We start from the raw sequence: 13,831 nt of genomic DNA on the forward strand, positions 1-13,831 counted from the left end.
GAGGTAATCTCACACCTCAGGCATGCGCCTTAGATGAATTAATATTCATCCTCTTTAAAGCCAAAATCACGCAGCTGAGACATTTTATTCCGCCAGTCCTTCTGCACCTTCACCCATAATTCCAGGTAAACGCGTGAGCCCAAAAGAGCTTCAATATCAGCCCGCGCTCTTTTGCCGACTTCTTTCAGAAGCGCTCCTTTTTTGCCGATGACAATGCCTTTTTGAGAATCCCGCTCGACCACAATGGTGGCGGCGACATGGACGGAGCCGTTTTCCTGCCCTTTAATGGACTCGATGGCGACAGCGATGCTGTGCGGCACTTCTTCCCTTGTCAGATGGAGCACCTTTTCCCTGATCAGTTCAGAAATAATGAACCGCTCGGGATGGTCAGTCACCTGATCGCTCGGATAGAACTGAGGCCCTTCCGGTAAATACGCTTCAATCTGCGCGAGAAGGGTTTCGACGTTGTTCCCTTCCAAAGCTGAGATCGGCACGATTTCCTTAAACGGATAGCGCGTACGGTACTCATCAATTAAAAGAAGCAGCTGGTCAGGGTGGATCTTATCAATTTTGTTTACGATCAGAAAGACCGGCGTGGACGTCTGTCCGAGCTTTTCAATGATAAACTCGTCGCCTTTTCCGTACCCTTCTTCGGCGTTAATCATAAATAACACCAAGTCAACTTCTTTCAGCGTATTCTGGGCCACTTTCATCATAAAGTCGCCAAGCTTGTGCTTTGGTTTGTGAATGCCCGGTGTATCAATGAAAATGGTCTGCGACGTGCCGGTTGTCAGCACCCCTTGGACTTTATTTCTTGTCGTCTGGGGTTTGTCGCTCATGATGGCGATCTTTTGACCGATGACCCTGTTTAAAAAGGTAGACTTTCCTACGTTCGGTCTTCCGATGATAGATACAAATCCTGATTTAAAGCTTTCGTTCGTCATGTAAATCCTCCGATGAAAATGCGCCCGGCAATAATTCTTCCGCAGTCATTTCTTTTATTTGTCCTTGTAAGTTGGTCAGAATAACAAGCATATCCTTTGAGCACAGCTCGGAAATTACTTGCCTGCAGGCTCCGCACGGCGAAACCGGTCCCGGAGTATCCGCAGCCACGGCGAGCATCGCAAATTCCGTATCCCCCTCGGAAACAGCTTTGAATATCGCCGTGCGTTCAGCACAGTTGCACATGCTGTATGCCGCATTTTCAATGTTGCAGCCTCTGTACACTTTTCCGTCTTTGGTAAGAAGAGCGGCTCCCACTCTGAAATTTGAATACGGCACATACGCTGTGTCCCGCGCTTTTAATGCTTCTGCAATCAATTCTTGTCTGTTCATGTGTACTTAATTCCTCTCTTACCTTTATCCTGTATGATACCGCTGTCACTTTTATTTTACATAATTATGATTGGTTTTTCACGCCCATTTTTGGCAATGTAAAATAATTGTAAGAATCTTCTGCTAACATATCTTCGGCAAGAAGATGAGTAAACCAATGATACACGATATCACGGCAAAGACGCAAACGGCTCCGGCGGCCGCGTCCTTTGCCGCTTTTGCGAGCGGGTGATACTGATCGGTAACTAAATCCACAACATGCTCTATCGCCGTATTTAAAAGCTCCAAAGCAAGCATCCCTCCGATCAGCACCAAAACAACGGCCCATTCGGCTGTGCTCAGCCCAGTGAGAAAACCGCAAACGATAACGGCGCAGGCCGCGGTAATATGAAATTGAAAATTCCGCTCTGACCGCGCCGTTTTCCAGATTCCCCTCCATGCATGGACAAAGCTCTTCAGGAACCTGCTCCACTCGTTTTTATGATCTCGTGAGTCCATACTCATCCAGCAAATCCTTTTGCTTTGAAAACATTTCTTCCTCTTCTTCTTTTGTCATGTGATCATAGCCAAGCAAATGCAAAAAGCCGTGGACGGCCAGAAAACCGAGCTCTCTCATAAATGAATGGCCGTACTCTTCCGCTTGCTCTTTCGTTCTGTCTGCGCTGATGATAATATCTCCTAAAACAGGCGGCATGTCGGCGCCTACGATTTCAACCTCGTCTTCGCCTTCTTCCTCAAGCGCAAACGAAATGACATCAGTCGGAGTGTCTTTTCCCCGGTAGTCTCTGTTGATTTCTCTGATTTCCTCATTTGTCACAATCGTGACCGATACTTCAGCCTGATCCTGAACGCCTTCTTTTTCCGCCGCGAATTGGAGCAGCTTCTCCACTTCTTGGAGCGCATCAGCTGAGACGCTGTTCGTTTCATCAACAATATCTATGAGTAAACCCATTTATTTCACCTTCTTCGTAGCCTCCGGATATTCAATCCGGGAGTGGAAAATTCCTTTTAAAGTCGCACATAGTGTTTTTGCGATCGTATCCAGTTCTCGGAACGTGAGATCACATTCTGAGAATTGTCCGTCCTGAAGCTTATCGGATATAATTCCCCGCACCAGTTTTTCGATCCGCTCGGGATTGGGATTATGCATGGAACGGACGGCGGCTTCAACGCTGTCGGCCACTGAGATAATAGCCGCTTCTTTCGATTGAGGCTTCGGCCCCGGGTAGCGGAACTCTTTCTCTGTAATCTGGTCGCCCTTTTCTTTCGCTTTATAATAAAAGAATTTCAAAAGGGACGTTCCGTGATGCTGCTCCGCGATATCCACAAGCTCTTTCGGAAACTTATAGCTTCTGAGCATATTCGCACCGTCTGTCGTATGTGCGATTATGATATTTTTGCTGAGCTGCGGAGACAGCTTGTCATGCGGATTATCCATATTCATCTGATTTTCAATAAAATATTGCGGACGTTTCGTTTTGCCGAGATCGTGATAATACGCTCCGACCCGTGCTAAAAGACCGTTTGCCCCTACGGCTTCACAAGCCGCTTCCGACAGATTTGCCACCATGACGCTGTGATGATATGTACCGGGTGTTTCCGTTAAAATCTTTCGAAGCAGGGGATGATTCGGATTAGACAGTTCAATCAGCCTCATTGTTGAAAGAATGCCGAATCCCGTCTCAAAAAACGGCATCAGACCGATAATCAAAACGGATGAAGCAAGTCCCGAGACGACCCCCATCAGCATCAGCGTTCCGATTTCAACCGGTGACAGCGCCGTATTTTGTATTAATAATAGCGACAGCACGATAATCATATTAATAAATGAGACGAACAGTCCCGTCTGCAATATTTTTGATCTCGCATTATGTTTTCCCAAAAACAGAATGCCTGAAATGCTGCTGATTAAATAGTAAATGCCGATGACGTAATTAAATGTTCCCGTCACACCCTGATTAAACATCATACTGCCGCAGATCGCCAGAATGATGCTTCCTAAAATGGCGAGCCTTTCATTGAGCAGCAGCCTGATTAAAATCGCGCCGGCGGCGATCGGCACAAGATAACCGATATTGGTGTATTCAATCTTCTGAAAGAGACTGACGACTTCCATAATGACGAGAATAAGCGTTGTAATGATAGAAAACAGCAAAAGAGATTTATTTTTCAGCTTAAGCTCCTGCTGCTGTTTCTCAAAATAGTAGACAAGCGTGGCGATAAACAGACCGATCATCAGAAGCAGACCGCTGATCGGTTTTAACAGGTTGGAATTATTCAAAAGACCCGTCAGTTCAAGCTTCCTGTATACTTCCCGGTCGATCAGATCATTCTCTTCCACGAGAACCTGTCCCTGTTTGATCTGTACCGGCTGGACGCTGTCTGACGCTTCCTGGCGTTTTTCATCGGTCGCTTTCGGATCAAATACGTAATTCGGGATGACCGCGTATTTTCCGATTTCAGTCGCAGCCGCTAAATATTTTGACGGCACAGAAGCGCTTTTCAGCTCTTTTGCGACCTTATCCTTCGCTTCAGCAAGCTTTTCAGAAGGAATTTCACTGCTCATCACCGTATTCACCGCGGTAATGACGGAATCCCTCACAAATGAGAAATCTTCATTGTTTGCATGGAGAAGCGATTTAATGGCATCTTCCGAGACGGATTCATTGACATCCTGTGTCAGCTTGTTTTTCACCGATTTTACCAGTGATTTTTCCGAAGGTGACTTTTTGTCTTTTTCCGCATCTTTTTTCACTTCGCCGATGCTGTCAAAAATGGAAGTGATCAGGTCAAGCCGGTTGTCGGTATAGCCTTTTTTCAGAGTGTATTGATCTTCCACCGCATCTTCGGCCGCCTGCTTTTTCGATTCCGTCGCCTGCTGATCTTCCACTGTGGCGGGCGCGTAAATCGTCTTATCACTGACTGCAAACAAATCCAAATTAAGTGATTCAGGTTTTACATGAATAAAGAGCAAACCAAACATGATCGCTGAAAGCAGCAGGTACAGCAGCACATGGGCTGAGCGGGCATGTCTGAAACTGCGGAACCGTTCCCGGGCGCTTTTGCCCTTTCCCTTCTTTTTCAAAACAAGAACCTCCTCCCTGAAACATCAGGAACACATCATATAAAAATGACCCGATAACGGGAGATCGGGTCATTTTTGCATTACTTTTGCTTATCATAAGCTTCAATAATTTTTGCAACAAGCGGATGCCTGACCACATCTGTCTGGTCAAGTTCAATCACGGAGATGCCGTTTACGTCCTTCAGCATGTCCTTCGCTACTGCAAGTCCCGATGTGACGCCTTTCGGCAGGTCAATTTGGCTTACGTCGCCCGTAATGATCATTTTAGAGCCAAAACCCAATCTCGTCAAAAACATTTTCATTTGAGCGGGAGTGGTATTCTGGGCTTCATCAAGAATCACATACGCGTCGTCAAGCGTCCGCCCTCTCATATAGGCAAGCGGGGCGATTTCGATAACCCCTCTTTCCAAAAGACGCTCCGTATGGTCGCTTCCGAGCACATCATGGAGCGCGTCATACAGCGGGCGCAGATAAGGATCTACTTTTTCCTTTAAATCTCCGGGCAGAAAGCCGAGGCTCTCGCCGGCTTCCACAGCGGGTCTTGTTAAAATGATTTTTTTAATGTGGCCGTTTTTTAAAGCATGCACCGCTTTTACGACCGCCAAATAAGTTTTACCGGTTCCCGCCGGCCCGATGCCGAACACCATGTCGTTTTTCTTCATCGCCGCCACATACTCTCTTTGGCCGATGGTTTTGACACGGATCGGTTTGCCTTTTGCCGTTTTCGTTATTTCCTCTTCATACATGCTTTCAAAATAGTCCAGTTCATCTTTTTTTGCCATTTTCACGGCATACAGCACATCACGTTCCGAAATCTCGATCCCCTTGCGAATTAAAGTAAGGAGCGAGCCCAATAATCTGTCAGCGATCTCAAATGTTTCATCATTCCCAGAAACGTAAATGGTTTCACCGCGTGTGATGAGGCTAATGCCCAGATCCTTCTCCATTAAATGTAAAAAAGCATCTTGGCTGCCGAACAAAGAAAGTGCTTCGTCCGGGCTTTTCAGTTTGTGATTAATCGCAAGTAAATGTTCTGCCATTCTTTAGTCTCCCTGAACAATAGGTGTGGTTTGAACGATATCTTCTATAACTTGGTAGAGAATAATCAACTTTACTTTACCATTCTCAACGGATTGGTGCAAAACTTTTTCACTTTCCACCTCTCCGCTGCCGTTTAATCGCTTTTCTACATCTTGTCTTCCCATTTTGATACCGGCCTGAACCGCTTCGCCTTTCGTATAAGTCCGCACGGATGTTTCACTTTCTCTTGTCTGTTCTTGAACGTAAGAAACCGGAAGCTTCATCCCCAGAAATTGAAACGGATGCTTTTCTTCCTCTGTTTTCGGATGTTTCAACGGCTTCTCATTAAATTCAAAGCCCCAAAAAGGCACGCCCCATGATCCGAAAGACAGCTTGTGCTTCGTCCTTACTTTACCCGTATATAGCGTAAATGATGTTTCAAGAGGCACGGTTACTTCTGACTTGTACCATGTTTCTCCGTAAATTTCCGCTTTTGAGGCGACTTTCCGGTCTTCATTTCCGATCAGTCCTGAGACAAGGAGCTGTCCTTTGTCAACATGATCGTTCACAAAAGCCATCGGCTGCCCCTTTTGCACGAACATCCTTTTGATGACCGCCTTCTTTTTGGCAACGATATGGCGGGGGCTCACGTACTTTTCTTTTGTCGGTTCGTTTTTTTCGACCACTTTCATATGAAGGGCTGTCCCGTTCAATTCCACACCGACCCACGTAATATTATCGATACCGTTTGTTAATGATTTTTGAATTTTCTCCGGCGTCATCATTAAAAATTGCAAACGGCCTTTTTTCACACCGATTTCTTCAAGGTGTTTTACCATCTGATGCTCGGTTTCTGGCTTGGCCCCTTTAATATCAATTTCCCAAATCATGTTGGACAAAAGAAACAATATAACAAAAAATATCACAAATCCCGCAGTGAAGCCCAGGTTTAATTTTGATTTGAGAAGCAGAAAGGGAAGACCCTTTCTTTTTGTAAAGCTTGCTTTGCATTCATGTTTTCTGATGACTCTTCTGAAAGCATGTACATCTTGAAGCTGAATCATCAGCAGAACACAGTCTTGCTTTTTTTTCACCGCAAAGATGGCGATTCCGTTTCTCGTGCATTCATTCAGCAGCCGTTCAATTCCTTTTCCTTTGACTTCCATTTGGACTTTACCCGAAAAAAATGACAGCCATTTGTTTTTCACATTATTTCCCCCCGGCTTTATGAATCGACATATCGTACGTGATCTATCGTGCCTTCCAAAAGGATTTCCTCAGGAAGGATTGCCTTAATGACCAAGTTTTTTCCTGATATGATACACTGCCCCTGCTTGAGCATCAGCCTGACTTCTTCTTCGCTGAACAGCAGGAGGCCTCTGTGATTCTCTATGTAGATATGAAGTCTGCCGACCATCGTAATACGAGGCAGATCCATCATAACGTCCGGGGGAATTTCCAATGCTCTTGTCAGCCATGCCTTTACACGATTCTTTCTTTGCCCCATAAAAAAAGAACCCCCTTTCATCTCATATGTATGATTTGAAAAGGGGTTCTAACACTTTATTTTTTACCGATGTTCCGCATGGTCCGGTGCGGTTTTTTTGCACGGGGCGGCCCCAAAACCTCACTGAATATAATGCCTTGGACCGCAGTTTCTTTATTTATTTTGAGGGCTGACTTCTTCAGAGACGCGTTTCGTGCGCGTGGGGATGCCAGCTTATGTTCAAGCCCGTTAAACATCTGCTCCGTCTCCGCTAGGCGCTTTTCAGCTTCCCTTCTTTTTTGCTCAAAAGGGTTCTCTTCTGAAACGGCAGGCAATTCTTCCGCTTCCGGCTTATGCTCTTTCTGCGGCTGTTTTTGATCCTGCTTTTTTGCCTGATTTTCGGGACGTGTACCCGGCGGCCGTTTTTCATCTTTGTTTTTCTTGCCGAATATTGCCGATATAATGCCGATGACGGCGGCAATGACGAGCGGATTTGTCAGAATCTCGTGCATATAGCGGCTCCCTCCTTAATAGAGAGGTTATTGTTGGTCTTCATCTTGCTGGTCATTCGTCAGCTTGCCGATAGAATCCCTCATGTCCGTATCCGCGTCGATATTTTTTATGTTCATATAGTCCATGACGCCGATGTTTCCTTCACGCAACGCTTCTGCCATCGCAAGCGGCACTTCGGCTTCTGCTTCCACGACTTTCGCACGCATTTCTTCTACGCGAGCGCGCATTTCCTGCTCTTGGGCGACCGCCATGGCGCGGCGCTCTTCGGCTTTGGCCTGCGCAATGTTTTTATCTGCTTCTGCCTGATCCGTCTGAAGAATCGCTCCGATGTTTTTGCCGATATCAACGTCGGCGATGTCAATCGAAAGAATTTCAAATGCGGTGCCTGAATCCAGCCCTTTGCCAAGTACGGTCTGCGAAATCATATCAGGGTTTTCAAGTACTTTTTTATGATTGTGTGAAGAACCGATTGTCGAGACAATCCCTTCTCCGACACGGGCGACAATCGTCTCTTCTCCCGCTCCTCCGACAAGGCGCTCAATATTGGCTCTTACCGTGATTCTGGCTTTTGCTTTTACTTCAATTCCGTCCATGGCGACACCCGCGATAAACGGTGTTTCAATGACCTTCGGGTTGACGCTCATCTGTACGGCTTCCAATACGTCACGCCCGGCCAGGTCAATGGCTGCACAGCGTTCAAATGTCAGCTCAATATTGGCGCGCTGTGCCGCAATCAGGGCATTGACCACCCTGTCGACATTACCTCCGGCCAGATAATGGCTTTCGAGCTGATTTGTTGTTGCGGCAAGGCCGGCTTTGTGCGCTTTAATTAACGGATTGACAACGCGGCTTGGTATGACGCGCCGCAGCCTCATCCCGACCAAAGTGAAAATGCTGATTCTGACTCCTGCCGCAAGCGCGGAAATCCATAGCATCACCGGTACAAAGGTGAAGAATATGGCTAACACAATAATGGCAGCAGCAACTAATGCTAAAATCGCCAAACTTGACAGTTCCATCTAATTCCTCCTCAAGGTTATCATCTATATTTCTCTCACGACAATGCGTGAGCCTTCCGCTTTCACTACTTTCACCTGTCTGTCTTTTTCAGTGAATGATCCTTCCGAGACGACATCCAGACGTTCATCATCAATAATGACGGTGCCTGACGGTCTGAGGGCTGTAGCGGTAATGCCGACTTTTCCCAACAGCTCCGTCCGGTTCTGATTTGAAACATAACCGCTCTCCGTGCTTGTTGAATCAGTTAATATTAATTTTTTAAAGAATTTCATTCGTTTCCCCAACACCCTTGTTAATATGATAAAGGCTGTAATAGACACAGCAATGGCGATCAAGAGAGAAACCGCCATTACGGTAAAGCTGCCCGCAGCGAGAAAGAGGCTCGCGATGACGCCTGCAATACCGATAAGACCGATTATGCCTCCGGGCAGGAATATCTCTAAAAGGATAAAAACCAAGCCCGCGCAAAATAAGAATACGCTGTCATAGCCGGCGAATCCGGCAGCGATATGCCCGGTGAAAAACAGCAGCATGGCCGTCAGTCCGACGGCACCCGGTATCCCGAGGCCCGGCGAGAACAATTCAATGGTCAAACCAAGCAAAGCAAGCGTTAATAAGACGGGGACAACAAACGGATTTGTCAGCCATCGGCCCAGTTTGCCGACGAAACCTTCTTCTGCATGGTGAACATCCGCTTTGTCAAAACCGAGCTTTGTATATAGAGCATCAAGGTCTGAAACCGTGCCCTCCGAATATCCGACTTCCTTGGCTTTTTCAGCTGTCAGTGTCAGCAGTTTTCCCTTTGGGGCGCCCGCTTCCTTTGCATTGATGGCGGGATCTGCCATGGCTAGGGCGTATTTCGGATTTCGATTGTTTTTAACCGCTGCGTCCTCCATTTCTGCATGCCACAGTGATTGGGCCTTTTTGTCTGCCGCGTTTCCTTTTCCGTCGATGATGGCTGCGGCACCCATTTTTCCGCCCGGCGCCATATAGATTTCATCTGCCTGAAGCGCTATATACGCTCCGGCAGAAAGCGCCCGTTTATTAACGTAAGCGGTAACAGGCACATCCGCGCGGCCGATGATATCCGCAATATCCAAGGCTGATTGAACGGCGCCTCCCGGTGTATTGATGTCAAGAATAATGTGTGACGCGCCGGACTCCTTCGCTTCTTTGAAAGAACGCGATAAAAACGAGGCGAGCCCCTGTTCGACATTTTTCTCAACCGGGATGACATAAACCGATGGGTGATCAGCTTTCGCGTTCAATTGAACCCCTAATAAAGATAATACAAATAAGCCCAATAGAGCAACAGCAATTCCGGTTTTTTTTCGGAACAAGGCAAATATACCCTCCTTCCCGTTTCGTTCTTCTTTATATACGTAACAAATGTACTTTAGTTTCATTTTTTTATGTATAAAAAAAGACATCTCTCAAGGAAAGATGTCTTTTTTCTTGTCAATTAAGATAATTGACTGCTGACAAGTCTGTTAATTACGCTTCCGTCAGCTTTACCTTTTACTTTAGGCATAATAGCACTCATCACTTTGCCCATGTCCGCTTTGGAGCTCGCACCGACTTCAGCGATGGTTTCATTTACGATTGTCTGCAGCTCTTCTTCAGAGAGCTGCTTCGGTAAATAAACTTCTAAAATGTCCAGCTCTTTTTGAACTTTATCTACTAAATCTAAACGATTAGCGTTTGAAAATTCATGGAGGGAGTCTTTACGTTGCTTAAGTTCACGAGATAGGACAGTAAGTTCCTCATCCTCGGTCAAACTGTCTTTCTTAAGCTTAATTGCTTCGTTTTGAAGTGAAGCTTTCACCATTCGAACGACAGTCAGTTTGTCTTTCTCACGGCTTTTCATATACAGCTTCATATCTTGGTTAAGTCGCTCAAGAAGACTCATAAATCCACCCTCTTTTAGAATTTGCGTTTTCTAGCAGCTTCTGACTTTTTCTTGCGCTTTACGCTAGGTTTTTCATAAAATTCGCGCTTTCTTGCTTCTTGCAAAGTACCTGTCTTTGATACACTGCGTTTGAAGCGACGAAGAGCATCTTCAAGCGATTCGTTTTTTCTAACGACCGTTTTTGACATTCTCTTTCCCTCCCTCCGAATACACCAATCGACTACCTTTAAAAAGATACATATATAAACATGTACTTTGACATTATAATATAAGCCATCAGTCAGGTCAACTAAGCGAGCTCACTTTTCCGTCATGAATAAGGCTGCTTGTCTATATAATGATGGAAAGGGGTGTTTCGTTTGATGATACTGATTCTCTTTACCGCACTTATCCTGGTTTTTTTACTCGGAATGAGCCTGCTCAGGCAGGGGCTGATCGCATTAACGTATTCAAAAATTGAGAAAAGCCTGCTCTTATTTACCGACCACCCTTTGAAAGCTTTTCTCATAAGCATCGTGTTCACTGGTTTTCTTCAGAGCAGCTCAGCCTTCATGGTCATTGTCATCGGCTTTGTCAGCGCAGGCGCTTTATCTTTTAAACGGACCATTCCGATGATTCTCGGCACGAATGTCGGCTCCACGTTTACGACGGAGTTTTTAGCCATAAAGATGGATGTGCTCATTTGGGTGCTTTTTATCGGAGGCCTTGTGTTTATCCTCCTCCGTAAATATCCGTTCAGGCAGATCGGCATAAGCTTCCTCGGTCTCGGCATCATCTTTTTTTGCATCACATGCTTCAGCCGGCTCGCCGTTCCGCTGACAGAAATGAAGGCGGGGGCGGAGGTTTTGCGACATGTGAATGATTCGAGCTGGTCCGCTCTTTTTATCGGTATGATATTGACGGCAATCATTCATTCAAGCTCCGTCTGCATCGGCATTTTGATGAGTTTTATGAACGAAGGGGTGATCGGCATTGAACAAGCGGTCAGCGTCGTTCTGGGATCTAATATCGGGACATGCGTCACGGCCGTCATGGCTGCTGTTTCAGGCGGTTATGCCGCCAGACAGACCGCCGGTGCTCACGTTGTGTTTAATATTCTCGGCGTGCTGCTCGTATTTCCCTTCCTGTCCGCATCAGCAGGTTTTACGGAGCGCCTGTCTGATGATCCCGCGCAGATGATTGCGCATTTCAGCCTGTTATTTAACGTAGTCACCGCCCTATTGTTTCTGCCGTTCACACATTTGTTTTACCGGCTGATTGACAGGCTGATTCCTCCGAAACCGTAAAAAAACCGATGCGGGAAGGCACCGGTTTTTTTAAATATGTTATGAAGACATGCGCATGTTTCGGGTCATTTCATCCTCAACGACACGGACGAATTGTCCTTCGTTATACGGATAGCCCGCTTTTTGAATTTTGACTTTGACAAGTTTGCCGATTAGATCTTCCGTGCCTTTGAAGACGACTTTCATGTAATTGTCCGTATAGCCGACGAACATGCCGTCTTCATCAGACTCTTTAAACGCCTCTTCCGGAATGATTTCCAGAACCTCTCCTTCATAATCGGAGGCGTATTCTTTGGCAAGCTGGTCTGACAGCGCGATCAGCTTATGCACCCGTTCGTTTTTCACGTTCTCGTCAACCTGGTCTTCCATTCTGGCCGCAGGTGTTCCGGTGCGTTTGCTGTAAGGGAATACGTGAAGCTCTGAAAACTTATGTTCCTTAATGAATCGATATGTTTCCATAAATTCTTCTTCCGTTTCACCCGGGAAACCGACGATGACATCAGATGTGACGGCAAGACCCGGCAGCGCTTCTTTCAGCTTATTTAAACGGTCCGCGAAAAATTCCATCGTATATTTGCGTCTCATCCGTTTCAGAACGGTGTTTGATCCTGACTGAATCGGGATATGAAGGTGACGGACGATTTTATCAGACGCATCCAGCACTTCAATTACTTCATCAGTGATTTGGCTTGCTTCAATAGATGAAATTCTGATCCGCTTCAGTCCTTCTACACGCGTATCCAGCTCGCGGAGAAGCTTGGCGAAATTATAATCTTTCATATCTTCGCCGTAGCCGCCCGTATGAATCCCCGTCAGGACGATTTCTTTATAGCCGGCATCCACCAGCTGCTGTGCCTGTTTAATGACTTCTTCCGGATCGCGGGAACGAAGCAGGCCGCGCGCCCAAGGGATAATGCAGAACGTACAGAAGTTGTTGCAGCCCTCTTGGATTTTTAACGACGCTCTTGTGCGGTCAGTAAAAGCGGGAACATCCAGCTCTTCAAACACGCGTGCTTTCATAATATTGCCGACGCCGTTGATCGGCTGACGCTCTTCCCTATACTGCTCAATGTAACCGAGCATTTTTTCACGATCCTGCGTGCCGACGACGATGTCAACACCCGGGATGGCCATAATTTCTGCCGGAGAGGTTTGCGCATAGCACCCTGTTACGCAGATGACGCCGTCAGGATTTTGGCGGATCGCCCGTCTGATGACTTGACGGCTTTTTTTATCTCCCGTGTTTGTTACCGTACATGTATTAATGACATATACATCTGCTGTCTGTTCGAATTCTTTTCGTTCATAACCCGCATCTTTAAACAGCTGCCAGATTGCTTCTGTTTCATAATGGTTGACCTTGCAGCCAAGGGTATGAAAAGCAACAGTTGCCATTACTGATCACCTCTTAATAACTCTGTATGATAGGAAACTGCGCTTAACGCGTAAAGAGGCGCAGTTTCAGTCCGTAAAATTCTCGGTCCGAGGCCGCATAAGACGGCGCCTTTTTCTGAAAGCTGATGAACTTCAGACTCGGTCAGACCGCCTTCAGGGCCGAATACGATTAAAAGAGACGAACCTTGCGGAAGGCTTTTGAGCTCCGCGGCGAAAGCGCCCGTTTCTCCCTGCTTTGATGACTCCTCGTATGCAACGACACATTTATCGACATTCTCCGCCATTTCAAGCAGCTGCCGGAACGTATGAACGGTTTTCACTTCGGGAATTTCATTGCGGTACGATTGCTCCGCCGCTTCCTTCGCGATTTTCGCCCATCTCTCCCGTTTTTTCTTTGCCTTTTTGTCGTCTAACTTAACGACGGATCTGGCGCCTTGAAAAGGGATGAACATACTTGCCCCCAGCTCGGTCCCTTTTTGGATAATCCATTCAAGCTTATCGCCTTTCGGGAGGCCGCTTGCGATCCTGATCTTCAAAGGCAGTTCACGGTTTTCACCCGTCCACTCAGCAATGCTGCATGATATATGATCTTTAGAAACCTCTTTAAGCAGGCATAACGCTTCATGGCCGTCTTTCGAACAGCAGATAATCCGGTCTCCCGCACTCATTCTCATGACGTTCGCTATGTGGTGGACGTCTTCCCCCGTGATTTGAAAATCAGGAGTTTCGTCCATCTCCTGCTTCGTGAGCTCGATAAAATATCGTTGCATACGCTGTGACAC

Annotated in this window: 15 protein-coding genes and 1 pseudogene; 1 reads left to right on the plus strand and 15 read right to left on the minus strand. The window is 46.5% G+C overall.

The annotated features are described in order from the left end of the window. Positions 1-38: 38 nt before the first annotated feature. The 13 genes and pseudogenes from era to rpsU all read right to left on the minus strand — a co-directional run bounded on the left by era (position 39) and on the right by rpsU (position 10,556). The gene (gene era, locus OTK50_RS07715) at positions 39-944 is read right to left on the minus strand and encodes a GTPase Era (RefSeq protein WP_007408285.1); all 906 of its coding nucleotides are present in this window, start codon (positions 942-944) and stop codon (positions 39-41) included. After that, on the minus strand, positions 925-1,335 hold the full coding sequence (locus OTK50_RS07720; RefSeq protein ID WP_003152976.1) for a cytidine deaminase: 411 nt from the start codon (positions 1,333-1,335) through the stop codon (positions 925-927). The genes era and OTK50_RS07720 overlap by 20 nt, the downstream gene beginning before the upstream one ends. Positions 1,336-1,458: 123 nt before the next feature. After that, positions 1,459-1,833 carry a diacylglycerol kinase family protein gene (locus tag OTK50_RS07725; protein WP_003152974.1) on the minus strand — a complete coding sequence of 125 codons (375 nt, stop codon included), beginning with the start codon at positions 1,831-1,833 and terminating at the stop codon, positions 1,459-1,461. Continuing rightward, positions 1,814-2,287, minus strand: coding sequence for an rRNA maturation RNase YbeY (gene ybeY / locus OTK50_RS07730; protein ID WP_003152973.1), 474 nt, complete (start codon positions 2,285-2,287; stop codon positions 1,814-1,816). Before ybeY ends, OTK50_RS07725 begins: the two co-directional genes overlap by 20 nt. Further along, on the minus strand, positions 2,288-4,420 hold the full coding sequence (locus tag OTK50_RS07735) for an HD family phosphohydrolase (RefSeq protein WP_007408284.1): 2,133 nt from the start codon (positions 4,418-4,420) through the stop codon (positions 2,288-2,290). It abuts the gene before it with no gap. An 80-nt stretch (positions 4,421-4,500) separates the two neighbouring features. Continuing rightward, positions 4,501-5,460, minus strand: a complete 960-nt coding sequence (locus OTK50_RS07740) for a PhoH family protein (RefSeq protein WP_044802538.1) — start codon at positions 5,458-5,460, stop codon at positions 4,501-4,503. Beyond that, positions 5,424-6,648, minus strand: a pseudogene (yqfD, locus tag OTK50_RS07745) (sporulation protein YqfD). The gene OTK50_RS07740 and the pseudogene yqfD overlap by 37 nt, the downstream one beginning before the upstream one ends. 17 nt (positions 6,649-6,665) lie before the next feature. After that, a complete protein-coding gene (yqfC, locus tag OTK50_RS07750; RefSeq protein ID WP_003152966.1) occupies positions 6,666-6,947 on the minus strand; it encodes a sporulation protein YqfC in 282 nt (93 codons plus the stop codon). A 56-nt stretch (positions 6,948-7,003) separates the two neighbouring features. Then, positions 7,004-7,438, minus strand: coding sequence for a hypothetical protein (locus OTK50_RS07755; protein ID WP_007612661.1), 435 nt, complete (start codon positions 7,436-7,438; stop codon positions 7,004-7,006). Between the two features lie 27 nt (positions 7,439-7,465). Next, complete coding sequence (gene floA, locus OTK50_RS07760) at positions 7,466-8,458, minus strand: flotillin-like protein FloA (protein WP_044802537.1); 993 nt, start codon at positions 8,456-8,458, stop codon at positions 7,466-7,468. Positions 8,459-8,482: 24 nt separating this feature from the next. Next, a complete protein-coding gene (locus OTK50_RS07765; RefSeq protein ID WP_044802536.1) occupies positions 8,483-9,799 on the minus strand; it encodes an NfeD family protein in 1,317 nt (438 codons plus the stop codon). 122 nt (positions 9,800-9,921) lie between these two features. Continuing rightward, entirely contained in the window at positions 9,922-10,368 is a 447-nt protein-coding gene (locus OTK50_RS07770; protein WP_007408278.1) for a GatB/YqeY domain-containing protein, read from the minus strand. 14 nt (positions 10,369-10,382) lie between these two features. Next, positions 10,383-10,556 carry a 30S ribosomal protein S21 gene (gene rpsU, locus OTK50_RS07775; protein ID WP_003152957.1) on the minus strand — a complete coding sequence of 58 codons (174 nt, stop codon included), beginning with the start codon at positions 10,554-10,556 and terminating at the stop codon, positions 10,383-10,385. 171 nt (positions 10,557-10,727) lie between these two features. On the opposite strand from rpsU, the gene OTK50_RS07780 reads away from it, so the two are divergent. Further along, a complete protein-coding gene (locus OTK50_RS07780; RefSeq protein WP_007408277.1) occupies positions 10,728-11,654 on the plus strand; it encodes a Na/Pi symporter in 927 nt (308 codons plus the stop codon). A 39-nt stretch (positions 11,655-11,693) separates the two neighbouring features. Here OTK50_RS07780 and mtaB read toward each other — a convergent pair whose 3' ends face one another. Beyond that, positions 11,694-13,049, minus strand: a complete 1,356-nt coding sequence (gene mtaB, locus OTK50_RS07785; protein ID WP_045208275.1) for a tRNA (N(6)-L-threonylcarbamoyladenosine(37)-C(2))-methylthiotransferase MtaB — start codon at positions 13,047-13,049, stop codon at positions 11,694-11,696. Then, complete coding sequence (locus OTK50_RS07790; protein ID WP_007408275.1) at positions 13,049-13,819, minus strand: 16S rRNA (uracil(1498)-N(3))-methyltransferase; 771 nt, start codon at positions 13,817-13,819, stop codon at positions 13,049-13,051. The genes mtaB and OTK50_RS07790 overlap by 1 nt, the downstream gene beginning before the upstream one ends. Between the last annotated feature and the right edge of the window lie 12 nt (positions 13,820-13,831).

The sequence above is a fragment of the Bacillus sp. NEAU-CP5 genome (genome assembly GCF_026420705.1).
Classification (GTDB): domain Bacteria; phylum Bacillota; class Bacilli; order Bacillales; family Bacillaceae; genus Bacillus; species Bacillus velezensis.

What these genes read in the sequence shown, in the direction of transcription:
- era (WP_007408285.1), bottom strand. Translation starts at nt 944, where the DNA reads ATGACGAACGAAAGCTTTAAATCAGGATTTGTATCTATCATCGGAAGA.
- OTK50_RS07720 (WP_003152976.1), bottom strand. Translation starts at nt 1,335, where the DNA reads ATGAACAGACAAGAATTGATTGCAGAAGCATTAAAAGCGCGGGACACA.
- mtaB (WP_045208275.1), bottom strand. Translation starts at nt 13,049, where the DNA reads ATGGCAACTGTTGCTTTTCATACCCTTGGCTGCAAGGTCAACCATTAT.
- OTK50_RS07790 (WP_007408275.1), bottom strand. Translation starts at nt 13,819, where the DNA reads ATGCAACGATATTTTATCGAGCTCACGAAGCAGGAGATGGACGAAACT.
- OTK50_RS07770 (WP_007408278.1), bottom strand. Translation starts at nt 10,368, where the DNA reads ATGAGTCTTCTTGAGCGACTTAACCAAGATATGAAGCTGTATATGAAA.
- yqfC (WP_003152966.1), bottom strand. Translation starts at nt 6,947, where the DNA reads ATGGGGCAAAGAAAGAATCGTGTAAAGGCATGGCTGACAAGAGCATTG.
- rpsU (WP_003152957.1), bottom strand. Translation starts at nt 10,556, where the DNA reads ATGTCAAAAACGGTCGTTAGAAAAAACGAATCGCTTGAAGATGCTCTT.
- OTK50_RS07740 (WP_044802538.1), bottom strand. Translation starts at nt 5,460, where the DNA reads ATGGCAGAACATTTACTTGCGATTAATCACAAACTGAAAAGCCCGGAC.
- OTK50_RS07725 (WP_003152974.1), bottom strand. Translation starts at nt 1,833, where the DNA reads ATGGACTCACGAGATCATAAAAACGAGTGGAGCAGGTTCCTGAAGAGC.
- ybeY (WP_003152973.1), bottom strand. Translation starts at nt 2,287, where the DNA reads ATGGGTTTACTCATAGATATTGTTGATGAAACGAACAGCGTCTCAGCT.
- floA (WP_044802537.1), bottom strand. Translation starts at nt 8,458, where the DNA reads ATGGAACTGTCAAGTTTGGCGATTTTAGCATTAGTTGCTGCTGCCATT.
- OTK50_RS07755 (WP_007612661.1), bottom strand. Translation starts at nt 7,438, where the DNA reads ATGCACGAGATTCTGACAAATCCGCTCGTCATTGCCGCCGTCATCGGC.